The organism is Sulfurimonas sp. HSL3-7 (assembly GCF_039645985.1).
Lineage (GTDB): Bacteria > Campylobacterota > Campylobacteria > Campylobacterales > Sulfurimonadaceae > Sulfonitrofixus > Sulfonitrofixus jiaomeiensis.
Genome location: NZ_CP147919.1, coordinates 2,477,844 through 2,501,902 on the forward strand (window position 1 = coordinate 2,477,844; position 24,059 = coordinate 2,501,902).

23 protein-coding genes, 2 tRNA genes and 2 rRNA genes are annotated in these 24,059 nt (G+C 48.3%); 12 read left to right on the forward strand and 15 right to left on the reverse strand.

The window, feature by feature from the left end; genetic code table 11:
• Positions 1–17 precede the first annotated feature (17 nt).
• The 12 genes from WCY20_RS12205 to WCY20_RS12260 form a co-directional block, all read right to left on the reverse strand.
• Positions 18–2,932: ribosomal RNA gene (locus WCY20_RS12205) — 23S ribosomal RNA — on the reverse strand.
• A 173-nt stretch (positions 2,933–3,105) separates the two neighbouring features.
• Positions 3,106–3,181: transfer RNA gene (locus WCY20_RS12210), tRNA-Ala, on the reverse strand.
• Positions 3,182–3,204: 23 nt separating this feature from the next.
• Positions 3,205–3,281 (reverse strand) — tRNA-Ile (locus WCY20_RS12215).
• A gap of 119 nt (positions 3,282–3,400) precedes the next feature.
• Positions 3,401–4,911 (reverse strand): 16S ribosomal RNA (locus WCY20_RS12220).
• Together the 16S and 23S rRNA genes with 2 tRNA genes alongside form the textbook arrangement of a ribosomal RNA operon.
• A 389-nt stretch (positions 4,912–5,300) precedes the next feature.
• On the reverse strand, positions 5,301–5,696 hold the full coding sequence (locus tag WCY20_RS12225; RefSeq protein WP_345975491.1) for a hemerythrin family protein: 396 nt from the start codon (positions 5,694–5,696) through the stop codon (positions 5,301–5,303).
• 221 nt (positions 5,697–5,917) lie between these two features.
• Positions 5,918–6,268: a 50S ribosomal protein L17 gene (gene rplQ / locus WCY20_RS12230; RefSeq protein WP_345975493.1), complete on the reverse strand. Its 351-nt coding sequence runs from the start codon at positions 6,266–6,268 to the stop codon at positions 5,918–5,920.
• A 9-nt stretch (positions 6,269–6,277) separates the two neighbouring features.
• The gene (locus tag WCY20_RS12235; RefSeq protein ID WP_345975494.1) at positions 6,278–7,270 is read right to left on the reverse strand and encodes a DNA-directed RNA polymerase subunit alpha; all 993 of its coding nucleotides are present in this window, start codon (positions 7,268–7,270) and stop codon (positions 6,278–6,280) included.
• 20 nt (positions 7,271–7,290) lie between these two features.
• Positions 7,291–7,917, reverse strand: a complete 627-nt coding sequence (gene rpsD / locus WCY20_RS12240; protein ID WP_345975496.1) for a 30S ribosomal protein S4 — start codon at positions 7,915–7,917, stop codon at positions 7,291–7,293.
• Positions 7,918–7,928: 11 nt separating this feature from the next.
• Positions 7,929–8,321 carry a 30S ribosomal protein S11 gene (gene rpsK / locus WCY20_RS12245; RefSeq protein ID WP_345975498.1) on the reverse strand — a complete coding sequence of 131 codons (393 nt, stop codon included), beginning with the start codon at positions 8,319–8,321 and terminating at the stop codon, positions 7,929–7,931.
• An 11-nt stretch (positions 8,322–8,332) separates the two neighbouring features.
• Positions 8,333–8,695, reverse strand: a complete 363-nt coding sequence (rpsM, locus tag WCY20_RS12250) for a 30S ribosomal protein S13 (protein WP_345975500.1) — start codon at positions 8,693–8,695, stop codon at positions 8,333–8,335.
• Positions 8,696–8,697: 2 nt separating this feature from the next.
• Positions 8,698–8,811, reverse strand: a complete 114-nt coding sequence (gene rpmJ / locus WCY20_RS12255; RefSeq protein WP_345975502.1) for a 50S ribosomal protein L36 — start codon at positions 8,809–8,811, stop codon at positions 8,698–8,700.
• Positions 8,812–9,289: 478 nt separating this feature from the next.
• Complete coding sequence (locus WCY20_RS12260; RefSeq protein ID WP_345975503.1) at positions 9,290–9,670, reverse strand: hypothetical protein; 381 nt, start codon at positions 9,668–9,670, stop codon at positions 9,290–9,292.
• Between the two features lie 238 nt (positions 9,671–9,908).
• On the opposite strand from WCY20_RS12260, the gene WCY20_RS12265 reads away from it, so the two are divergent.
• The 4 genes from WCY20_RS12265 to WCY20_RS12280 all read left to right on the forward strand — a co-directional run bounded on the left by WCY20_RS12265 (position 9,909) and on the right by WCY20_RS12280 (position 12,158).
• Positions 9,909–10,757 (forward strand): S1-like domain-containing RNA-binding protein, encoded by an 849-nt coding sequence (locus tag WCY20_RS12265; protein WP_345975505.1) that lies wholly within the window; start codon positions 9,909–9,911, stop codon positions 10,755–10,757.
• A 9-nt stretch (positions 10,758–10,766) separates the two neighbouring features.
• Positions 10,767–10,976 carry a hypothetical protein gene (locus tag WCY20_RS12270; protein WP_345975506.1) on the forward strand — a complete coding sequence of 70 codons (210 nt, stop codon included), beginning with the start codon at positions 10,767–10,769 and terminating at the stop codon, positions 10,974–10,976.
• A gap of 54 nt (positions 10,977–11,030) precedes the next feature.
• Positions 11,031–11,348, forward strand: coding sequence for a pyrimidine/purine nucleoside phosphorylase (locus tag WCY20_RS12275; protein ID WP_345975507.1), 318 nt, complete (start codon positions 11,031–11,033; stop codon positions 11,346–11,348).
• 144 nt (positions 11,349–11,492) lie between these two features.
• The gene (locus tag WCY20_RS12280; protein ID WP_345978270.1) at positions 11,493–12,158 is read left to right on the forward strand and encodes an FKBP-type peptidyl-prolyl cis-trans isomerase; all 666 of its coding nucleotides are present in this window, start codon (positions 11,493–11,495) and stop codon (positions 12,156–12,158) included.
• Positions 12,159–12,285: 127 nt separating this feature from the next.
• On the opposite strand, the gene WCY20_RS12285 is transcribed toward WCY20_RS12280, so the two are convergent.
• On the reverse strand, positions 12,286–12,732 hold the full coding sequence (locus tag WCY20_RS12285) for a hypothetical protein (RefSeq protein WP_345975509.1): 447 nt from the start codon (positions 12,730–12,732) through the stop codon (positions 12,286–12,288).
• A gap of 116 nt (positions 12,733–12,848) precedes the next feature.
• On the opposite strand from WCY20_RS12285, the gene WCY20_RS12290 reads away from it, so the two are divergent.
• The 3 genes from WCY20_RS12290 to ribE all read left to right on the forward strand — a co-directional run bounded on the left by WCY20_RS12290 (position 12,849) and on the right by ribE (position 14,788).
• Positions 12,849–13,217, forward strand: a complete 369-nt coding sequence (locus tag WCY20_RS12290; RefSeq protein WP_345975511.1) for a hypothetical protein — start codon at positions 12,849–12,851, stop codon at positions 13,215–13,217.
• Positions 13,218–13,370: 153 nt separating this feature from the next.
• Positions 13,371–14,057, forward strand: coding sequence for a tetratricopeptide repeat protein (locus WCY20_RS12295; protein ID WP_345975512.1), 687 nt, complete (start codon positions 13,371–13,373; stop codon positions 14,055–14,057).
• Between the two features lie 119 nt (positions 14,058–14,176).
• Entirely contained in the window at positions 14,177–14,788 is a 612-nt protein-coding gene (ribE, locus tag WCY20_RS12300) for a riboflavin synthase (RefSeq protein ID WP_345975514.1), read from the forward strand.
• Positions 14,789–14,811: 23 nt separating this feature from the next.
• Here ribE and WCY20_RS12305 read toward each other — a convergent pair whose 3' ends face one another.
• Positions 14,812–15,582, reverse strand: a complete 771-nt coding sequence (locus tag WCY20_RS12305) for an MnmC family methyltransferase (protein WP_345975516.1) — start codon at positions 15,580–15,582, stop codon at positions 14,812–14,814.
• A gap of 207 nt (positions 15,583–15,789) precedes the next feature.
• Here WCY20_RS12305 and WCY20_RS12310 point away from each other — a divergent pair, with 207 nt between their 5' ends.
• The gene (locus WCY20_RS12310; RefSeq protein WP_345975518.1) at positions 15,790–17,172 is read left to right on the forward strand and encodes an ATP-binding protein; all 1,383 of its coding nucleotides are present in this window, start codon (positions 15,790–15,792) and stop codon (positions 17,170–17,172) included.
• Positions 17,173–17,185: 13 nt separating this feature from the next.
• Here WCY20_RS12310 and WCY20_RS12315 read toward each other — a convergent pair whose 3' ends face one another.
• On the reverse strand, positions 17,186–17,860 hold the full coding sequence (locus WCY20_RS12315) for a response regulator (protein WP_345975519.1): 675 nt from the start codon (positions 17,858–17,860) through the stop codon (positions 17,186–17,188).
• 191 nt (positions 17,861–18,051) lie between these two features.
• On the opposite strand from WCY20_RS12315, the gene WCY20_RS12320 reads away from it, so the two are divergent.
• The 4 genes from WCY20_RS12320 (at position 18,052) to WCY20_RS12335 (ending at position 24,059) form a co-directional block, all read left to right on the forward strand.
• Positions 18,052–19,332, forward strand: a complete 1,281-nt coding sequence (locus tag WCY20_RS12320) for an MFS transporter (protein WP_345975521.1) — start codon at positions 18,052–18,054, stop codon at positions 19,330–19,332.
• Positions 19,333–19,343: 11 nt separating this feature from the next.
• Positions 19,344–20,990, forward strand: a complete 1,647-nt coding sequence (locus WCY20_RS12325) for a bifunctional protein-serine/threonine kinase/phosphatase (RefSeq protein ID WP_345975523.1) — start codon at positions 19,344–19,346, stop codon at positions 20,988–20,990.
• A 158-nt stretch (positions 20,991–21,148) separates the two neighbouring features.
• Positions 21,149–22,435, forward strand: coding sequence for a hypothetical protein (locus WCY20_RS12330; RefSeq protein WP_345975525.1), 1,287 nt, complete (start codon positions 21,149–21,151; stop codon positions 22,433–22,435).
• 55 nt (positions 22,436–22,490) lie between these two features.
• Entirely contained in the window at positions 22,491–24,059 is a 1,569-nt protein-coding gene (locus WCY20_RS12335; RefSeq protein ID WP_345975527.1) for a DmsC/YnfH family molybdoenzyme membrane anchor subunit, read from the forward strand.

Genomic DNA, 24,059 nt, shown 5'->3' on the forward strand with positions numbered 1-24,059 from the left:
TGATTACGCAATTATGAAAGAAAAAGACGAACGGACTATTAGTACTGGTCAGCTAAACATATTGCTATGCGTACACACCCAGCCTATCAAGCTTGTAGTCTTCAAGCGTCCTTCAGGGAAAGTTCATCTTGGAGTTGGCTTCCCGCTTAGATGCTTTCAGCGGTTATCACATCCGTGCGTAGCTACCCAGCGATGCTCTTGGCAGAACAACTGGTGCACCAGTGGCACGTTCACCCCGGTCCTCTCGTACTAGGGGCAACTCTCCTCAACTTTCCTACGCCCACGGAAGATAGGGACCGAACTGTCTCACGACGTTCTGAACCCAGCTCGCGTACCGCTTTAAATGGCGAACAGCCATACCCTTGGGACCTGCTCCAGCCCCAGGATGCGATGAGCCGACATCGAGGTGCCAAACCTCCCCGTCGATGTGAGCTCTTGGGGGAGATCAGCCTGTTATCCCCGGCGTACCTTTTATCCTTTGAGCGATGGCCCTTCCACACAGAACCACCGGATCACTATGACCGACTTTCGTCTCTGCTCGACGTGTATGTCTCACAGTCAGGCTAGCTTATGCCATTATACTCTACGATGGATTTCCAACCCATCTGAGCTAACCTTTGTAAGCCTCCGTTACTTTTTAGGAGGCGACCGCCCCAGTCAAACTACCCACCAGACATTGTCCTCGCACGAGATAATCGTACCAAGTTAGCTATCAGAATATTCAAGGGTGGTATCTCAAGGATGCCTCATCATGAACTGGCGTCCATGAATCAAAGGCTCCCACCTATCCTGCACATGAATATCCCAATAGCAGTGTCAAGCTATAGTAAAGGTGCACGGGGTCTTTCCGTCTTTCCGCGGGTAGGAGGAATTTTCACCTCCACTACAATTTCACTGGATTTACTGTTGAGACAGCTCCCATCTCGTTACGCCATTCATGCAGGTCGGTATTTAACCGACAAGGAATTTCGCTACCTTAGGACCGTTATAGTTACGGCCGCCGTTTACTTGTGCTTCAATTCACCGCTTCGCAAAGCTAACGGATCCTTTTAACATTCAAGCACCGGGCAGGCGTCACACCCTATACATCCTCTTACGAGTTAGCAGAGTGCTGTGTTTTTGGTAAACAGTCGGGAGGGACTCTTTGCTGCGACCATGTAATGCTTTCGGGAGCAAGTCCCTAAACATTTATGGCACACCTTATTCCGAAGTTACGGTGCTAGTTTGCAGAGTTCCTTAACAGTAATTCTTCCACGCGCCTTAGAATACTCATCTCACCCACCTGTGTCGGTTTACGGTACGGGCAACGGTTGTTCTCATTTAGAGGCTTTTCTCGGCACGACGGCATCATCGATTCTCCTCGCTAGCCGAAGCTATTGAAGAGCCTGTAAGATCTCGGTCTAATGTACAGCGGATTTTCCTACTGTACAACCTACGTCCTTCGACCCACTATTCCATCAGTGAGCTCGATTAGCCCTATGCGTCCCCCCATCATTCAAACAAACAACCGTCGGTATCGGAATATTAACCGATTTGCCATCGTCTACCCCTTTCGGACTCGACTTAGGTCCCGACTAACCCTACGATGACGAGCATCGCGTAGGAAACCTTGGGTTTACGGCGAAGAGGATTCTCACCTCTTTTATCGCTACTCATGCCTGCATGCTCACTTCCAAACGCTCCAGCACTCCTTACCGGTATACCTTCAACGCTGTTTGGAACGCTCTCCTACCACTCGTACAAGTACGAATCTAGAGCTTCGGTGACTGTCTTAGCCCCGTTATATTTTCGGCGCAGAATCGCTAGACCAGTGAGCTGTTACGCTTTCTTTAAAGGATGGCTGCTTCTAAGCCAACCTCCTGGTTGTCACAGCAACTCCACATCCTTTTCCACTTAGACAGTACTTAGGGACCTTAGCTGCTAGTCTGGGTTGTTCCCCTCTCGACATAGGATTTTATCACCCTACGCCTGACTCCCGAGGTTACACATGAAGTATTCGGAGTTTGATAGGGTTTGGTACCGCTGTATGCAGCCCTAGCCCTGTCAGTGCTCTACCCCTTCATGCTACTGCTCGAGGCTATACCTAAATATATTTCGGAGAGAACCAGCTATCACTAAGTTTGATTGGCCTTTCACCCCTATCCACAAGTCATCCGAAGACTTTTCAACGCCTACCGGTTCGGTCCTCCACCGGCTCTTACACCGGCTTCAACCTGCTCATGGATAGATCACTTAGTTTCGGGTCTGCAGCATCTGACTAATTCGCCCTATTAAGACTCGCTTTCGCTACGGCTTCTCGTTTGATTAACCTTGCCAGATACCACAACTCGCAGGCTCATTATGCAAAAGGCAGTCCGTCACACGTATATATAATCGTGCTCCGAATGATTGTAAGCCATAGGTTTCAGGTTCTATTTCACTCTGCTCACCGCAGTTCTTTTCACCTTTCCCTCACGGTACTGGTTCACTATCGGTCTGGTAGTAGTATTTAGGATTGGAGGGTGGTCCCCCCGGCTTCAGTCAAGATAACACGTGTCCCGACCTACTCTGGATCCTGCTAGCGTTCTTCTGATTTCGACTACGAGGCTATCACTCGCTATGGCCCGACTTTCCAGACGGTTCGTCTATCATCCAAACTACATATCGCAGTCCGCAACCCCAAGCACAAGTGCCTGGTTTGTCCTAATCCCATTTCGCTCGCCGCTACTATGGGAATCTCGTTTGATTTCTCTTCCTTCAGGTACTGAGATGTTTCACTTCCCTGAGTTCGCCCCCCGTAGGGTAACATGAATCGCTCCATGCTGGGTTGCCCCATTCGGAAATCCCCGGATCAAAGCTTCTTGGCAGCTCCCCGAGGCTTTTCGCAGCCTAGTACGTCCTTCATCGCCTCTACCAGCCAAGGCATCCACCTATGGCCCTTAATATCTTTATTCTAATTTGCGTATTCACTACCTTATTCAATATACATCAAATAAAGCAGTCAATGAATTAATTGTAGTTACAATTTTGTTGACTTTGACAATAATAAGTTAAATAACATCTAGACTTCTAAAAGTCTAATTCAAATACTTCGTTTAGTACTTGAATTAAACTTCTAACCTCTAATGGTGGAGAATAGCGGGATCGAACCGCTGACCTCCTGCGTGCAAGGCAGGCGCTCTCCCAGCTGAGCTAATTCCCCATCCGGTCTTCGTGATCTTTACATGGTGGGCCTAGGAGGACTTGAACCTCCGACCTCACCCTTATCAGGGGTGCACTCTAACCAGCTGAGCTATAGGCCCTAATTAATATGTTCAAATAACATAGATCACTGAAAACTAAGTAAGTAGACACGTTAACTCTTCTAAGACGTGAGATTTTCTCTTGAGTTCGTCAATCGAATGCGAACTCGTTACTCTAGAAAGGAGGTGATCCAACCGCAGGTTCTCCTACGGTTACCTTGTTACGACTTCACCCCAGTCGCTAATTCCGCCGTAGAGGGTAGCTACTTTAGCATCCCCGCTTCGGGCGAAATCAACTCCCATGGTGTGACGGGCGGTGAGTACAAGACCCGGGAACGTATTCACCGTAGCATTGCTGATCTACGATTACTAGTGATTCCAGCTTCATGTTCTCGAGTTGCAGAGAACAATCCGAACTGAGAGACGCTTTGTGAGATTGGCTCCACCTCGCGGTATCGCAACTCTCTGTACGCCCCATTGTAGCACGTGTGTAGCCCTAGCCATAAGGGCCATGATGACTTGACGTCGTCCTCACCTTCCTCCTCCTTGCGAAGGCAGTCTCGCTAGAGTGCTCAGCCGAACTGTTAGCAACTAACGACGAGGGTTGCGCTCGTTGCGGGACTTAACCCAACATCTCACGACACGAGCTGACGACAGCCGTGCAGCACCTGTTTTCAAGCTCCCCGAAGGGCACTCTCTCATCTCTGAAAGATTCTATCAATGTCAAGGCTAGGTAAGGTTCTTCGCGTATCTTCGAATTAAACCACATGCTCCACCACTTGTGCGGGTCCCCGTCTATTCCTTTGAGTTTTAATCTTGCGACCGTACTCCCCAGGCGGAATGCTTAATCTGTTAAGTGCATCACCGAAGAGACAAGCTCCCCGACGACTAGCATTCATCGTTTAGGGCGTGGACTACCAGGGTATCTAATCCTGTTTGCTCCCCACGCTTTCACGCCTCAGCGTCAGTAATGTCCCAGCAGGTCGCCTTCGCTTTCGGTATTCCTAGTGATATCTACGGATTTTACCCCTACACCACTAATTCCACCTGCCCCTTCCATACTCTAGGTTCCCAGTTTCAAGTGCAGTTCTATGGTTGAGCCATAGGATTTCACACCTGACTTAAAAACCCGCCTACGCGTCCTTTACGCCCAGTGATTCCGAATAACGCTTGCTCCCTCCGTATTACCGCGGCTGCTGGCACGGAGTTAGCCGGAGCTTATTCATCAGATACCGTCATTTTCTTCTCTGATAAAAGGAGTTTACACACCGAAATGCGTCATCCTCCACGCGGCGTTGCTGCATCAGGGTTTCCCCCATTGTGCAATATTCCTCACTGCTGCCTCCCGTAGGAGTCTGGTCCGTGTCTCAGTACCAGTGTGGCGGATCATCCTCTCAAACCCGCTATGTGTCATCGCCTTGGTGAGCCATTACCTCACCAACTAGCTGATACAATATAGGCCGATCCCTTAGCGAAAAACCTTTCCCGACTTGCATTAAACAAGAAGGAGTATCCGGTATTAATCACCGTTTCCAGTGGCTATCCCAGACTAAGGGGCACATTACCTATATATTACTCACCCGTGCGCCACTCGTCAGCAAGAAGCAAGCTTCTCCTGTTACCGTTCGACTTGCATGTGTTAAGCACGCCGCCAGCGTTCATTCTGAGCCAGGATCAAACTCTCCATAATTAATTATGTAAAGACTGCCTAAGCAGATTACTGATCTTATGCCCAAGATTTTAAAATCATTGGCTATAAAAAATAGTGTCAATTTCAATCTAAGTATTTAAACTTCAACTGAAATAGACGGTTGTGTTTTTGTGTCTTATAAAGTTAACTTCCAACCCCGAAAGGTCAGTGTCAAACTTACTTAGTTTTCAATGATCTCAAACTTTTAAAAAGCTTCAACTCGAAGTCTTTCTCGTCTCTCTTTCAAGCGACTCATCGTTTGTGGACGGGAATTATAGACAAATCAAAACCCTATGTCAAGAGCTTTTCGCGCGAATTGTCAAATTTCTTGAAATTTGTAAATATAACGCTCATTCGTTGCTTTATATAAGGAGTTCAAACGCATCAGATCAAGAGGCCAGGAAACGTGCCGTAACCGTGTCCATAGTACTGACATGCTGGACCAGCCATGCAGGCATAACCGCTTCGATGTAGTCACGCAGTTCCTCCAGGTTCTTGTGCTTCTTCCAACTCTCGACCGCCTCTTTCATCTGTGCCAATGCACGTTCATGCTCATTTTTATGCATCAAATATGCGGGGAACGCTTTTTCCAGCATCATCTTCTCTTCTGCGCCAAAGTGCTCAACAGTATGCGCCAGCATGACGTCAAGTTTTCGGCTTATCTCATCGACCTTCTTGTCTTCTATTAATTGCGCCAACTCGTTGATCATAATAATATCTTCAAGATGGGTATCGTTCATACTTGCCAGTGCAACCATCGGCAACTCTTCTTGTCGTATAAGCATCTTCTGCCTTTAGCTTGATCTGTTCTATAAACATTAACAGCAGTATCATACCAGCACAGCCGTTTTCAAAAGTTGACTTTAATCAATATTGGTAAGGGTTAAAATAGAAGGAAATTGTTAGAAGTTGGTTATGGTTGTTTTCAGAAAAATATTAGTTAGAAGGTAAATTGTGAAAGTGGGTAGTAAAATTGGGTGTCACGCCGAAGCGTGACGGTATCGAATTAGACTAATTCGATGAAAGCCATAGTCGTTGCGTCGCCGCGACGAATACGGGTACGCGTGATACGAGTGTATCCACCTTTACGGTCTGCGTATTTTGGAGCAATCTCAGTTACAAGTTTATTTGTAGCTTCTTTGCTTTGTAGTGCAGCGAACACTGTACGGTGAGCGTTAGAGTCACCTTTAGCCGCTGCAGTGATTAGTTTCTCAACATAAGAACGAAGTTCTTTTGCTTTCGGAACAGTTGTTTCAATTTTTTCGTTTTCGATCAACGCAATACTCAAGTTTTTAAGCAAAGCAGCACGGTGTGAGCTTGTACGACTTAGTTTGCGGTATCCATGACGGTGTCTCATGATACTTCCTTATTCAGCTTCAATTTTTTTCTTAAGTGCGCTAACAAGGTCATCAGACAAGTTTTCACCTACAGAGAAACCGGTTTCAGCCAGTTTTTCAAGGATCTCCTCGTAAGATTTTTTACCCAGGTTTTTAACGTTCTTAAGATCGTTTTGGCTCATCAACACGATTTCGCCGATATATTTGATGTTTGAACGATCAAGACAGTTGAATGAACGAGCACTCAAACCAAGATCATCAATACGCGCAGTCAGTTTCTTTAATTCAGGAGACTCTTCAACGCGTTCGATTGTCGCCGGAGCCTGAATGCTGATCTCACTGCTAAACACGTTCAATTGCGCGTGCATCACCTCTAGAGCATTTCTAAATGCATCCAGTGGAGAGATTTGACCATCTGTCACAATGTTCAATACAACTTTTTCAAAGTTCGGATTGTCTTCTACAAGAACATTTTCGATAGCGTAAGTCGCTTTGCGAACCGGCGTAAAGAATGCATCAAGAGCGATGTAACCTTCATCCAGTTCTTCACGAATATCTTCACTCGGTACATAACCGATACCTTGATAGATTTTGATTGTAAAGTTCAGCGTTGCATCATCGTTAAGAGTCGCAAGGAATGCATCCGGGGTAACAATCTCCACTTCATCATTATCAAGGTCACTGCCTTTGATCTCACATGGACCAGCAAAGCTGTATGTGATCTCAGCCTCTTTGGCATCGTTTTTAAGTTTAAAACGGATCCCTTTAAGGTTGATAATGAAATCAGAAATATCTTCAAGCATACCGCGTACAGAGTCAAACTCGTGCTTGGCACCCTCGATTTTGATTGCTACCGGCGCATAACCTACAGAGCTGCTGAGCAAAAAGCGGCGTAATGGATGCGCAAGTGACACGGCATAACCTGTTTCAAACGGGTATGCAATGATGTTTGCTTCATTTTCGCTAATTTGCTCAACCACAAACTCTTGTGGAAGAAGCGGAGATGTTTTGATTTTTTTCATTCACAACGCCTTTTTATAAATTATTTCGAGTAAAGCTCAACGATTAAACGTTCTTCAACAGGGATAACGATCTCTTCACGCTCCGGAAGACGTGTAAAGATACCAAATACTTTCTCTGCATCGATGTCAACCCATGGAGAGATACCAGTTTGGTTGCTCAACTCGATAGCACGTTGTACTTGGTTATTTTGTTTGCTTTTCTCACGGATCTCTACTTTTTGACCCGGTTTTACACGGTAAGATGCGATATCGACACGTTTACCGTCTACAAGCACATGACCGTGGTTTACGAATTGACGTGCAAAACGACGAGTCGATGCAAATCCCATTCTGTAAACAACGTTGTCAAGACGCTGCTCAAGAAGAACAACAAGGTTTGTACCTGTATTCCCTGCGCGACGTTTAGCTTCAGCAAAGAGTGCACGCATCTGTTTCTCAGAAACACCGTACATGAATTTTGCTTTTTGTTTTTCATTTAGTTGCAGACCGTACTCTGAAACTTTTTTACGACGTTGGCCATGTTGACCTGGGCCGTAAGGACGTTTTTCTAAAGCAGACTTACCTGCAAGGCGACGCTCACCTTTAAGGTTAAGGCTTACACCGAATCTTCTTTCGATTTTTTCTACTGGACCTCTATATCTTGCCATCAGTAATCTCCTTAAACTCTACGACGCTTAGGCGCGCGACAACCGTTGTGTGGTAGTGGTGTAACATCTTTCATAAATGTAACACGGATACCTTCGATAGCACCTACAGCTTTAACTGCTGTTTCACGACCTGAACCAGGACCTTGAACTTTAATACCAAGCTCTTTAATGCCATGAACTTTTGCTTTTTCAACAGCATCTTCTACTGCTGCCTGCGCTGCAAACGGAGTAGATTTTTTAGAACCTTTGAAACCAAGGTGACCAGCTGAACTCCATGCTACCATGTTGCCCATCTCATCCGTAATAGTTACAAGAGTGTTGTTGAATGATGCAGCGATATGAACGATACCGCGTGCAATATTCTTTTTAACTACTTTTTTACGCGTTGCTTTTCTTTTTGCCATTCAATAGCTCCTTACGCTGCGCCGACAGTTTTGCGTTTACCCTTACGAGTACGCGCGTTTGTCTTAGTTTTTTGACCGCGACATGGAAGACCACGACGGTGACGTAGACCACGGTAAGAACCAAGGTCCATCAATGCTTTAATGTCCATTGCAACTTTTTTGCGAAGATCACCCTCAACCATGTGGTTTTCACGGATCTCTGCAGTAATTGCTGCTACATCAGCTTCGTTTAGCTCATGAACACGTTTGTTATAGTCAATGCCTGTTGCGTCAAGAATTTGACGAGAAGCATGAAGACCAACACCATAGATGTATGTCAGACCATACTCTACACGTTTTTTCTTAGGTAAGTCCACACCAGCAATACGTGCCATGCTTATCCTTGTCTCTGTTTATGTTTTGGATTCTTGCAGATCACTCTGACAATCCCTTTGCGTTTAACGATTTTACAATCGTCACACATCTTCTTTACTGAAGCGCGTACTTTCATTGTAAGCCCTTTAATTTTAATCACTTCTACCGTTTTAGGCAGCGCGGTTTCACCCTGCCAATACTTGTATCTGATATATATTATATATAGGTACAAATACTCAACCATTTTGTTTAAAACGGCAAAGTGGACGCGTATATTACAAAAAAAGACTTAAAAGCTTTATTAAAGATATTACTTACTAATGGTTTTAGCTCTATTTAATCTTTAAAGTCTCACTATTGAGCTACTCACCACTCACCTCGAAGTACCTTTGTTTCATTAAAGTCACATCTGTTTTTATGTGTACTTCTATCTCTGCTAGAATAAGCACCTCCACTTAGCGCTTGATTATATTCATAATAAGCACGGGAACGTTCTCTGGTATTTAAGATATGTGGTCTTGACTCTTCATACAAATCTTCCTCTTTAAATATGCGATGTTGAGTATCTTGATATTTGTAATACGATTGACAATCTGTTTGATCATGCATATACTTTACAGTCTCTTAGCTTTAGAAGGATTCGCCAAAATTATCTGAAATGCTCTGGCATTTTGCATAGCCAAAGCTTGAACAATGGGATGTTCATACGTTTCGAAGATCCAGATCTCAACATCATCTCTAACACCATTGGTATTTGCGTCAATGCCGAGCAGTGTGGAATTATTAATTGTAGGATCTGGCTCAGACGGCAGTACGTGACCGTTAATGATTAGCGACACGTCAGTAGTTGTGTTATTATCATGTTTTTCAAAGGGCTCAATATCTGCTGTGGAACGCTGTTCACTCGTTGAATATCCATTACTCTGACTGCATCCGCTTATGAAGATCAATACAAGTAAAAGCACAGTCGATATAAAACTTCTATATTTATACATATTATTTCCTGTTATTTTTAATTACATAAATTATAGCTTGTTTAAACTTTATAGAACAATTAGGGCATATGTATTTTTAGATCATAGAAATATTCAACCAGCTTGTCCCTCCCCATTTATCCTTGCGAAAGTCCAATGCAATACTCTGATGTGATTGTTTCCTAAGACATTCTCCCTTAACAGACTTTCAAGAGTCCTTCACCTCTCCGCCATCAAATTATCCGCTATAATTCTTCTTATGATTAATGAAAAAATAGAACTAGGGAAGTTAAATACCCTGAGAATCGACCGATTTACAGAACCAGGGGCCTATCTAATGGCGCAAAACGAAGAGGACTTGCTTCTTCCCGGACAATATGTCACAGAGAGTATGGCAGTCGACCAGGAGATCCAGGTCTTTGTCTATACCGACAGTGAAGACCGTCTTGTGGCTACGACAGATGCGCCGAAGGCGATGGTTGACGAATTCGGCTTTTTCGAGGTCGTCGACGTTGCCGATTTCGGCGCCTTTGTCGACTGGGGCCTGCCCAAAGATCTTTTTGTCCCAAGAAACCGGCAAAAGACACCTTTTAGAGTAGGAGACAAACGCATACTGCGTGTTGTCAGAGACGAGCAGAGCGATCGGCTTCTTGGTGTCGAGAAGATCAAGCAGTTTCTCTCCCATGAGGTTGAAGACGGATACTATAAAAACCGACCTGTCAAACTTCTGGTCATTGCCAAAACACCGCTGGGTTTCAAAGTCATCGTAGACGACAAATACTCCGGGATGCTCTTTACCAATGAGATCTTTGAGGATATCGCTGTCGGTGACACCAAAAAAGGTTTTGTTAAACTTGTTCGCAAAGACGGTAATATGGACATCTCTCTGCAGCCTATCGGAACAGCGGCCAAAACAGACATTGCTACCGAGAAGATCATGCAGCTTTTGGAAGAGAACAACGGTTCGCTCCCCTACAACTACAAAAGCGACGCAGACCTCATCACCGAAGTGTTCGGACTGAGCAAGAAAAACTATAAGCGTGCCCTGACCACCCTTATCGATGCGGGCAAGATCGAGGTCAACGAGACCGGCATCTATAGAAAGTAGGACGAGACGATGGCAAAAAAGAAAAAGAGCATCGACTACAGTTCGGACGACATCATCTTCGAGCTGGAAAAACGCCAGGAGAAACTGATGCGTTTTAATCCCAACCTGCAAGAGGTAGAGCTGAAGTGTCTCGATGAAGGGGCAAAAGGGACACACACCGTCGCCTTCGCCCATCTGCCCAAAGAGATCAAACAGCTGATCAAACCTCTGAAAAAATAAGCAAACAACACAAATAGTGCTAAAATTCCAAACCAACTCTAAAGAAGGAAAATTATGAGTGAATTTAATAATGTAACCATCGTCAAAGAGGCCAATGTCTATTTTGACGGCAAGGTCTCTAGCCGTACCGTCAAGTTTGACGACGGCAGCCGCAAGACGCTGGGCTTTATGATGCCGGGTGAGTACACATTCGGTACGGACGAATATGAGGTGATGGAGATCATGGCCGGCGAGTTCGACCTGAAACTGCCCGGCGAAGAGAGTTTCAAAGCGATGAAAGCACCCTGCACCTTTGAAGTTCCTGCCAAGAGTTCGTTTGACCTGGTCATCAAAACACCGACAGACTACTGCTGCTCGTATATCTCAGAATAATCACACTCGAGAGCCAATCGGCTCTCATTTACTTTTATTAATTATCTTTCGTTATATTTCTCAGCATTAAAATCTAAACGAAAGAAGAACTCCATGAAAAAAATCTATCTCTCCACACTTGCAATCGCTTTAGTCGGTATCACTATGGCCGGCTGTAACGAAGAAAAAAAAGCTGAAACAGCTGCACCTGCGCTTACGACACAAGAGCAGAAGGTCGGTTATGCCATCGGTGCACAGATCGGTGCGCAGCTTGCGATGACTAAAGAGGATATTGACAGCAAAGCCCTTGTTGCAGGTCTCACCGATGCCATGAACGGCACAGAACTTAAACTGACGGATCAGCAGATGCAAGAGGCAAAGATGGCTTTCCAGAAAAAGGTTCAGGAAAAAGCACAAAAAGAGATGATGGAATTGGCCGAAAAGAACAAAGCCGAAGGGGAGAAGTTCCTGGCTGAGAACAAAACCAAAGAAGGTGTCGTCACCCTGCCTAGCGGTCTTCAATACAAAGTGGTTCAGGCAGGAACAGGTGCGACACCGACAGCTACCGACACCGTCGTAACCCACTATACCGGTACATTGATCAACGGTCAGGTCTTTGACAGCTCGGTGCAACGCGGTGAGCCAGCGACCTTTCCGGTCAATGGCGTGATCGCAGGTTGGACAGAAGCGCTGCAGCATATGAAAGTCGGCGCAAAATGGCAGCTGTTCATCCCTGCTGAACTTGCCTATGGTGAACGCGGTGCCGGACAGACAATCGCACCGAACTCAACACTTATTTTTGATATCGAACTACTGGAGATCAAAAAGTAAGTCAATCAGGCCCCTTACCGGGTCTCTTCTACCAGGCAAAGTACATGGCCCTCTTGAGATCTGCCATTCTCTTGCCAAGTAAAAATACGTTCTCACTGCTAAACAGGCCCAGCTTTTCCATATTTGCTTATAACAACGACCTAATCCTGATCGCATACCAGAGAATCACAATGTTCAAAATGAAAATCAGCAGCGAACTGCCGCGCATAAGGATATTTTGAAAGGTGGTCCGCGTTGATTTATGTACTTTAAAAGCAATCACCATATGCACAACGGTAAAAAGCGCGATCAGTCCGACGGCATAAAGTTTATGAAGCATGTTTTGTCCCAGTTGGGAACCCGGTGCATAGAGCAGCACCTCTCCGATACCGTGATGAATGAACATATAGCTGCCTGTAGTCAAAAGCGTAACAAGCCAAAAACTCTCAAAATAGCCGTAGATCGGACCCAGGTGATCATAAACATTTGATTGCGCCTGCTTGTCCCGAAGGAAGATTCCCAACGCAAACAGCAGCAGTGCGCCGCCGATCCAGGCGGTGGCTGACAAGATATGGATAAACAAAACTAGATTCATAAACAGTACTTTACGCTTTTATTATGTAAAAAGATTTGATCTAACGCAAGATTTATAAAATATATAAGTGAGAGCACTCTACAATTAGGATTGAATTACGCTTCTGGAGGTTTGATATGGCTGAGAAAAAAAGTGCCAAAGAGCTGTTTAAAGATTATGTCCCGGAGATCATGACCTATGACCCCGCCACAGAAAGCGGGAAAACGGCTATCACACCTACCAGTCATCTCAGTGAAGAAGAGCGGCTGCGCGATGACCTTATCCGTCTCAAAACGAAAGAAGAGGCGGAGAAAGCAGCGGGAGGAAGAAACATCGAAGAGCTGCTTCAAAACTATGTGCCCGAGGTAATGTATTACGATCCCCAAGTCGATGGCGGTGATGAACACCTTATTCGGGAAGAACTTCTCAGCGAAAAAGAGCGTCTTAAAGATGTCATCACCCGTCTCAAACAGAAAAACCGCGGTGACCGAAAAGTGCGCAGATAGTTTAAAGCGAAAACTATCCTGCCAATCTACCTTTCGCTGCCAAGCAATAAAGCTTTACGCAGGCTAAAACCTTTTACCCCTTTTTAGCATTTAGTCCCTCTTAACCCCAAAGGCACTAAAATTCCGTCAATTAATAAAAAATCGAGCATATCAATGATCCAGCAAGCACACGATGCCTACAACAGTCAAGATTACAAAAAAGCTTTAAAACTCTATGAAGCTTTGTCAGAGAACGGCGACGCAACAGCCATGACCTCTTTAGCCTTTATGTACCAAAATGCATTGGGTACTGAAAAAGATGATGCCAAGGCCCTCGCTCTTTACACCCAGGCGGCCGAGCAAAAACAGCCCTATGCCCTCTTTAACCTGGCCCTGCTCTACAGCAACGGCACCGGCGGGGTAATGCATGATCAGTTCAAGGCCTTTGAACTCTATCTCGAAGCAGCGGAACGCGAAGTGCCGCCGGCGATGTATGAAGTCGCGCTGATGCTTGAACGCGGGCTTGGATGTATACAGAACTATTCAGAAGCGGCTTTCTGGTACGAAGAGGCGGCAAAACGCGGCCATGTGGAGGCCTTTAACAATCTTGGCGCGCTCTACAAGGAGGGGCACGGCGTCCATCAGGACTATCAACGCGCCTATATCTGTTTCTCCCGCGCGGCAGAGAAGGAGCTCCCGGAGGCACTTTACAACCTTGGTCTTCTCTACGATCAGGGGCTCGGTGTCGAAGAGGATCATGACAAAGCGCTCGATCTCTGCCGTAAAGCCGCCTACAAAGGGCACACGAAAGCCAAACAGATCATTGCCGGCCTCCAGGCCGACGGCAAGATCGTTTTCTGATCCGGAAGCCGATCTCGGGCAAGGTCTCTGCTATAATTGCTTTATCAAACAAAGAGAGTCCTATAATGAACGATTTTTTCTTCGCCTCTTTCCAGAACACACACGCAGAGGTCCACTAGATGTTTACTGGCCTGATCCGCGAAATGGCGACTGTCAAAAGTTTTGCCAACAATACATTGACCCTGCAAGCCTCTTATCGTCCCAAAATGGGGGACTCCATCGCCATCAACGGCGTCTGTCTCAGTGTCACGGCAATCTCAAACGACGGCTTCAGCGTTGAGCTCTCTCCTGAAACCCAGGGTACCGTCGCACTGGAAAACCTGAAAGGGAAGGTGCATATAGAACCGGCGATGATGATGGGAGACCGCTTCGAAGGCCATATCGTCCAGGGGCATGTCGATACCGTCGGCACCATCACCCAGATCAAGAACAACGGCAACAGCTACGATGTTTTCGTCGAGATCGATCCGAAGTTCATTGCCTATATCGTGCCCAAAGGCTCCATCACCATTGACGGTGTCAGCCTGACAGTCAACGAGGTCTTTGAAAGCTCTTTTCGCCTCACCATCATCCCCATCACCATGAAAGAGACCCTTTTCGGAAGCTATCAGAAAGGGACTCGTGTCAATATAGAGACCGATATGTTCGCCCGCTATATTGACCATATTCTGCAGCATAAGAAAAGTTCACTTGACTGGAATACCGTCAATCGGATGAGTGCGCTCTACTGATAAAAAGTGCGGATACCGCTCTTTCAGCTTTTAGACAAAATCTCATGATCATGAAGCGGTTCGACATCGGGGTTGCAGGCGATCTTGTGCGCCATGTCCACTGCTTCATAACCGCTCAGCTCTGTCTTTGATGCGAGGGTGGCGTCGCGATACCCCTCCCCTCTGTTGATATAGATATTGAACCCGTTCTCATAGAGTGCCAACCGTGTTTTCAATGCCATCGAATAGGTGGTAAGAATGCCGTCTTCCTTGATCAGACGGGCGATATCGCTAAAATACTCTTTTGTCCAGAGAACGGGGTTTACGGCGGGGCTGAAAGCGTCCTGATAGACGATGTCAAACCGTTCTGTCGTCGTTCGCAGGAACTCTCTTGCATCACCGATATAGAGTTCGATATAGAGCTGTTCGTCCTCATAAACGTTTTTTGTACTGAGCGCTTCGATGATCGGTAGAAAAGGTCTGAAAATCTCCGGGTAGGTAAACGACCGCAGCGATGCGATCAGCTCGGCATCAAACTCCGGTGAAAAGATGCGCACTTTTTTGCGAATACTGTTTTTACGCATATAATGGAGCGTAGCAAGGGTATTGAATCCCAAACCGAAACAGATGTCGAGGATGGTCACCTCATCTTTCTCTTTGTGGTGTTCAAATGCCGGGATAACATGCTTGTATAGCGATTCATGCAGCGCCCCGTCGCGTGTGGAGTGGTAGTGCTCGTCAAATTCGCTACTGTAGGCGGTGAAACTGCCATCGTCACTTTTAACCAAGTGGTGTTTATCTGAATCGAATCCCATATGACCTCCGGATCCCTAATCATACAGGATCGTTTATTTGTATCTCCTGCCAACCTCTTGTATACCTGGAAAACAACCGCATCTTCGATTCTCCCATATTTATTAATAACATAAAAGTACTCCGGTACACTGTCAGAAGAGCGGTATGAGTATGTTATCATGACAGAATCAATCCAAGAAGTCACATCTGACACCGACAAAGCGCTTATGAAAACAGAAGAAAAAAAAGAGATTTACCGTTATATCCCTGTACTCATACAACTGCTGATCATGATGATCGTCAGTCTGCTGACCTTTGAACGCCTCTATTTCAGTAACCAATATTTCGGGGAACTGATCAATATCGCCGGGAAACAGCGTATGCTGTCGCAACGTCTTGTAATCGAATCTTCCGACTACCTGCACGACCCCTCGGCTGCTAACAAAGAGCGCTATCAGCGCTACATCCAACTGATGGAGAGCGACAACGCCCAAATCAATGCGATGGACCTCAGCACCAAAGAGCGGAACTACTACGAACATACGCCGGCTCTCAACGACGAAGTCGAAAACTATATCACCCAACACAAAGCCTTTATTCTGCATCCGGGGCAGGAGCGTTTCAATGCGATCAAGCTGATCTCAAAACAGCTTCTGCGTGATCTTGACAGCGCCGTCGTCCTGCACCAGGAGCAGTACGAAGCCAATCTCCACAGCCAGCAGTGGATCAAACTGGGTGAGACCATCAGTTTTCTGCTTGTAATCACCTTTTCATGGTTCTTCGTTTTCCGTACCTCTGCTAAACGGCTGGAACAGAGCTACCGCCAGCTCGAAGAGGCAAACCTGACCCTCGAACAAAAGGTTCAAGCCTCCGTCGCTAAAAACCGTGAACAGGAAGAGCTCATGGTCCAGCAATCCAAACTCGCCGCACTTGGCGAGATGATCGGCAATATCGCCCACCAGTGGCGTCAGCCCATCAGTGCCGTCAGTGCGATCATGATGAATATCAAATGGACAGCTATCCACCAGGGAATGGACACGAAGTTTCTCGATGAGAGGATGCGGGAGGCAAACGAACAGCTCAAATACATGTCCCAGACCATCGAGGATTTCAGAAACTTCTTCAAACCGGATAAAGAGAAGGAGCCTTTCGACCTCTTTACCGCCTGTGAAAAGGCGTATAAGATCCTCAAAGACAACCTGGAGTCCAAAAACATCAAGATGGAGATCCACCGTGCAGAGGGTATCACGAGTTACGGCTACCCCAACGAGTTTTCACAAGTCATTCTCAACATCATCTCCAATGCCAGGGATGTCATGTTTGAACGAAAGGTCGAAAAGCCGCGCATCGATATCTTTTTGGAAAAAGATCTGACTAATGTCTACTGTGAGATCAAAGACAACGGTGGCGGTATCTCCAAAGAGATCATACAGAAGATCTTTGATCCCTACTTCACCACCAAGTTCAAAGCTCGGGGAACAGGGATGGGACTATACATGTCAAAGATCATTATTGAGAAGAATATGGAAGGTACACTCAGCGTTTCAAACTCCGATGTCGGTGCCGTCTTTACGATCAAACTTGCCTTGCACCCTGTAACTGGCGAATAGCCTTTACAGCCCCTTACTGCATCCGGTAACCCGTTCCGGAGATATTCACGATAAACTCCTGACCTATCTTCTTGCGCAGGTCACGCACGACACTGCGAAGTGCCGCGAGACTCATCGATTTGCTCCCCCACACCTGGTTCTCGATCTCCTCGTAGGTAAAGATGCGTTCGACATCGAGCAGCAAAAGTTTTAACAGCAACATCTCTTTTTTATTCAGGTGTGCTGTCTGGTCGTCCTTAGTCGCTTCGGCACGGTCGAAATTAATCGTGACGCGTTCCGAGAGCTGGACCACGTCAGGCGTTTCATTGTCAATCTTTTCAAGGTAGGCGTTAAAGGCATCAAAGAGTTCATCCTCTGTCAGCGGCTTGACCAAATAGCGGTCGACACCGTCATGAATCGCCTGGATAAGCAGCTCTTTATCGGTATGGGCAGAAACAATAATGGTGTAGGCATGGCTGGAACGTTTCTTTAGCTCCTCGAGCAGTTCAAAACCACCCATGTTCGGCATTTTAAGATCGGTCATCACAATATCGGGAAGATGCTCTTCGTATTGATCCAGCCCGTCGAAACCGTCACTCGCTGTATACACCTTTTTAAAGAAAAACCCCAGCATCGAGGCGATGTTCTCACGTATGACCTCCTCATCTTCAACCAGCAGAATCGTTTTGTTTTGCAGTTTCTCAAACATAGTTGTACCCTTTATAGCAATGGAAAGCTTATCCGCCGTTTGTTAGCTATCTATTCCACATGAGTGAAGTATAGCATTTCAAAGTTGATTAATCGTGACCAATATTTATACACACGGTTCCCACTTTTTTCCTCACTTTTATTGCGAAGATACTGCCAGATATAAAAATTCACTCATACAAGGAGGACTGCATGGCAAGTCTTAAAGCTTTAAAAGGAGAGGGACACTGGCCGACGCTGTTGGCTGCGTTTCTCTATTTCGATTTTTCGTTTATGGTGTGGACAATGCTCGGGCCACTTTCAACAGAGATCACGGAGGCACTGGCCGTCAACGGTTTCATGATGACGCCGGACCAGAAAGCCACCCTGCTCTCTCTGCCTATCCTGGCCGGAGCCCTGCTTCGTATCCTGCTCGGGTTCGGCGTTGACAAATTCGGCGCCAAAAAGACGGCACTGGTCTCCCAGGGGATCGTTATCGCGGCACTCTTTTTTACCTATCTGCAGGCTGAGGCAATCACCTACGGCCAGCTGCTTGTCGTCGCTTTCGGCCTCGGTTTCGCCGGTGCTTCGTTTGCCGTAGCCCTTCCGCAGGCGGGACAGTGGTACCCGCCGAAACTGCAGGGGGTCGTTCTCGGGATTGCCGGTGCCGGTAATATCGGTGTCGTTATCGACTTTCTGTTCGCACCGAAGATCGCCGAGATCTGGGGCTGGGATTCGGTCTTCCTTGTCGGCGCCGTCCTGTCAAGCATCATCTTTGTCACCTACCTGTTCATGGCCAAAGATGCACCGGAGGATGTCTATAAACCCAACCCTAAAAAACTTTCCGATTACGCTAAACTGCTGAAAGACAGAGACACCTGGTGGTTCAACCTCTTTTATGCCGTCTCATTCGGCGGGTTTGTCGGTTTCGCAGGGTATATGAAAGTCTACCTGATGAACACCTACCAGCCGGAGATGAGCGCTCTGGGTCTGGACTGGCTTGCTGAAGAGAACGTCAAAGTCATGGCAGGTTATTTTGGAGCGGTCTGTATCTTTGCCGGTGCTGTCCTTCGTCCTGTCGGCGGTGCGATCGCCGACAAGATGGGCGGTATCAAATCACTCTATATCTTCTACGGTACGGTAGCGATACTTGCGGTTATCAACGCATTGGTACCGCTTCCGTTCTGGGCGGCGATCATCGTCTTGTTCCTGATCATGGCCAACCTGGGAATGGCCAACGGTGCGGTCTTCCAGCTGGTACCACAGCGTTTTGGCAAAGATATCGGTATCATGACAGGTATCATCGGTGCGGCCGGCGGTCTCGGCGGTACAGCACTGATCAAGACCCTTGGATGGTCCAAAGGTGCCTTTGACGGGTACACGGCAGGCTTCCTGATCTTTGCCGCTGTCGTGCTGGTCGCCATCTCCGGTATCAGCCTGGTCAAAACACGCTGGCGTACAACATGGGGTGCCGCTGTCGCCGCCAGAATCTAAAAGGATCGATCATGTTGCAGATCACATCATCCCAATTTATCCGGCCGAAGGCTGAAGAGATCACGGGAGATGATGCCTGTGACTATGTTCTCATCGACGACGCGCTGCTGGTCGCTGTTCTCTGCGACGGCGTCGGCGGTGCCAGACATGGCGGCGAAGCGGCCAGACAGACGGTCAAGTACCTTCTCAAACAGTTCCAAAACCGTCCCCAAAGTTGGGACATCCCCCAAACCATCACCATCTTTACCCAGCACATCAACCGGATGCTTTTCAAAGAGTCCATGACACAATACGAACGGATCGAGTACCTGACAACACTCTGCATCGCCGTCGTCGAGGGGCCGACGCTCTACACCATGAACCTCGGCGACTCGAGGATCTATCTTCAACATGACAACGGCCCTTTGCAGCAGCTCAGCACCGATCAGACCATGGATGAAGAGAACCTTTCGCATGTCTTAACCCAGGCCTGCGGCCTGAATGAACATGTCACACCCAAGATCCGCACCACTGCTATCAGTGAAGGGGACCGTATCATCCTCTGCAGCGACGGTGTCAGCAATATTGTCTCCGATGATCTGTTGGCGGAAAAGGCGGCCTCCGGTCTAGGCGCCAAAGTGATCATCAACAGTATCACCAATGACTACAAAGATTATCACCGCGACGACGCCTCGCTGCAGATCTTCAAAATCGAAAAACGGGACAGCCGCTATGCTTTGCGCCATGCCGAACTCCCTATCCCCGAAACCCTTGCCGCAGGCGACCGTTTCGACGACATCGAGTTGCTCGAGCCGATGATGCCCCACGGCCGCATCTGGAAAGCCAAGTGCCACAGTGACGGCACCACCGTGGTTATCAAATTTCCCATGTCGGACGATCCCGAAGCCATTGACAAATTTGCCACAGAAGCCTGGTATGCCGGCCAGATCACCCATAAAGCCTTCGGACATGCCTGGATCCCGGAGAACCGTACTGTACGCTACTACCTGATGGAACTGGTAGAGGGCACCAATCTTAAAGCGTTTATCAAAGACAAACATCTCTCTGTCGACAGTGCCATCCTTCTAGCCAAGTTCCTCCATAAAGTCGAAGCGCACCTTTTAAATCTGGGGTTGGTACACGGTGACATCAAACCCGAAAACATCATCGTCTATCGTGAAAAAGATACGATGGGCACCCGTTTCAAAATGATCGATTTCGGTTCTGTTGTCCGCATCTTCTCGGAAAATTCCCGGGCGGGGACACCAAGCTATCTGGCCCCGGAGCGCTTCACAGGGCATGCGATCAACGAGTCGACAGAGATCTTCTCGATCGGCGTCACCATCTACTGGGCCTTGACCGGCAAATACCCTTACGGGGAGATCGAGCCGTTTCAAAACCCGGTTTTCAAGCAGGCCTATCCGCCAAGCAAATACAATGCCAACATTCCGTTCTGGCTTGATTCGGTCATTCTACGTGCCGTTGCCATCACTGCGGATGAGCGTTATGAGCACTATTCCGAACTCTTTTACGAACTGCAAAAACCCGAAAATGTCCGGCCTTTCTACCCTAAAGACAGTTCCAAACTGGACAGGGTCCCCAAAACATTCTATAAAATGGTTTTTTTCCTTATGCTGATCCTCGAAATCATTACCCTTCTGCACTATCAGGGGTATTGAAACGCCCACATAATACGTTAACCAGCGATCATTTGGCCGATGTTCCATACGAATCGCCGACACCGTATCATTTCCCATATTTTTCCTTGTTTTGTTTGCGAAGATACTGTCAAACGAATACCGACCATACGATTCATTACAAACAAGGAGACTCATTCATGAAAGCCCATATTCTATCACTCGCAGCCATCACTCTTCTGGCAGCAACACCATCTTCCCTCTCTGCAGCAGATGAGGGTTTCAATATCTTCAGTGAGGTGAAGTTCAGCGGCGAACTGCGTCCGCGTTACCAGTTTACCGATGCGGAGACCAGCACCAAAGATGCGGGTAACCAGGTGACGAACCGTACCAACCTGAATTTTACGGCGAAGCTGCTGGAGATCGACGGTTTGAGCGGAACGATGGAGCTGAATGCCGTCAATGATTTCGGAACGGAGCAGAGCTCCGATGCGCAGGTCGGCGGCGAAGCCACCGTCGCAAAGATCTCCCAGGCAAATATCGCCTATTCTGCCGCCGGGGCAACGGGAATCGTCGGCCGTAAAACCGTCAACATCGATAACCAGCGTTTTGTCGGTTCGGTCGGCTGGAAACAGAACTTCCAGACACTCGACCTTGCGGCGGTGGCGTACGGCGTGGGCGATTTCAACCTTCTTGTAGCGTATGTCTACGCTGTCAATGCGATCGGCGATGACGGTCATGATTACGGCGTCAACACGTCTTATGTCGGGACGACCTCTTCGGGCCGTACGAACTCGGCCGTAGTGAATGCCTCCTATAAGATAGCAGACCCAATCAAAGTGACCGCATATGCCTACCTTTTGGGAAGCTACAGCGATACCTACGGTGTCGCGGCAACGGGTAATGTCGCGGTCACTGACACTGTCAAGCTTGACTATCGTGCCGAGGTGGCCATGCAGACGCAGGCGACACTGGAGACGGTTGACGGGGTCTCAGGCGACACCAGCCTCTTCGGCGATGCGATGTATGCCAACCTGGACGTCGGCGCAAATATCTCCGGTTTCCTGGCCGGTATCAATTATGAATACCTTGGCGGTGCGGATCTCGGCGATGCCGACACGTCACAGTTTCAGACGCCGTTGGCGACCAAGCACAAGTTCAACGGCTGGGCCGACCAGTTCCTTTCGACGCCGACGACAGGTCTGGCCGACTTCAACCTGCGCGGCGGGTATGCCTCCAAGCCGGTGGGCAAAGTGCTTGCCGTCTACCACATGTACAATTCGGTCGAGGACGGTCTGACCTCAAAAGCCGGAGATGCATACGGTTCGGAGATCGATCTGCTCTACACCAGAAGCGTCCCGGGGGTCAACGGTCTCAACGCGCTTGTCAAGGGTGCCTACTTTATGAATGATGACGCCATCAACGGCGCCACATCATACAACGGCAACAAAACACTGGCCTGGCTCCAGCTCGATTACAAGTTCTAATGCCGGTTCTCTGGCAGCGGTAACCTGATCTGAATCTGTACACGTGGAGGAACACATGCAAGCGACCCCGTTAGAAAGTTTTATCAACCACAAAGCCGATACAGGCATGCAGTGCGGCAACTACTCGATCGACCTGCCCGAGCTAGGCCAGGGGGAGCAGTACCGTTTCCACTTTGATGCGACCAAGTGCGTCGGCTGCCGCTGCTGCGAAGTCGCATGTAATGAACAGAACAACAACCCGGCCGATATCAAATGGCGCCGCGTCGGCGGGATGGAAGGGGGCTCCTTCCCTGACGTGCTGCAGCTCTTTCAGTCGATGAGCTGCAACCACTGTGCCGATCCCGCCTGTCTCAACGGCTGCCCTACAGAGAGTTATATCAAGTTTGACAACGGCATCGTGTTTCATGATGACGATGCCTGTATAGGCTGCCAGTACTGCACCTGGAACTGCCCCTACGGTGTTCCGACCTACCATGAAGAGCGCAAGATCGTCACCAAATGCCACATGTGCCACGAACGGCTTGCGGTGGGACAGAGTCCTGCCTGTGTGCAGGCCTGTCCGGCCGGTGCCATCGAGATCGAGACCGTCAATGTCAACGCGTGGCTGGAACATGATATCGATACACAGGGAAACATCCCTTTCAGTGTCGATGCCCGCGTGACACAGTCAACCACACGTTATACTCTGCCAGAGCAGCTGCCCGAAAACCTCAAAGAGGCGGATGAACACCATCTCAAGCGCTCGCACGCCGAGCTGCCCCTGGTCTTCATGACCGTCCTGACACAGATATCACTCGGCGGCTTCTGCGCTCTCTTTTTAGGCCAGCTGCTCTCGCTTTTCGGACTGCAGGGGCCCAACTGGGTTATGGCGCTGATCGTGATGCTGCCTGCTGCTCTCGGACTGCCGCTGTCGGCATTGCACCTCGGGCGCCCTTTCAAGGCGATGAGTGCCATGAAAAACATCAGAAACAGCTGGCTCAGCCGCGAAGCGCTGGCGCTGGGGCTCTTTACCCTGCTGATGACGGTCAATGTCGGCCTCTACCTTGCCCATGTACCGCCGGTCCTGATCATGGTTATTGAAGCCGTTACACTGCTCATCGGTATCGCAGGTATCCATTCGCAGGCGATGATCTACCGTATCAAGGCGCGCCCGTCATGGGACCGCATCGCGACCAATCTCAAGTTCTTCGGCACCGCCTATATCGGGGTCTTTACCCTGGCGATGGCGGCGATGGTCATGGAGACGGGCAGCGCCCTCTCGCTGATCAGCCTGGGGCTGGTCATTGCCGTTGCCCAGGCCTTTTTTACCTATGAGGATCATCGCTCGTTGCAAGACAGCTCCGAGAGCGCCTACCAGCTCGAGCGCACCCGCAGACTCTACCGGGAGCAGTTCCCGGTGCATACCAAGATGCGTTACTGGCTCTTTGCCGCCGGTGCCCTGCTGCTGCCGATGGTCGCCAGCGTCATGTGGAGTGCCGGGTACACCGGCGGTGCCATTGCCGCTCTGGCCATCGCCCTGCTGCTCGCAACCGCCAGTGAACTGACCGACCGGTTCCTCTTTTATGTCACCGCCGTCCCGCTGCAGATGGCCGGGGCATTTTTCGCTGGCAAACAGCGTCACTAA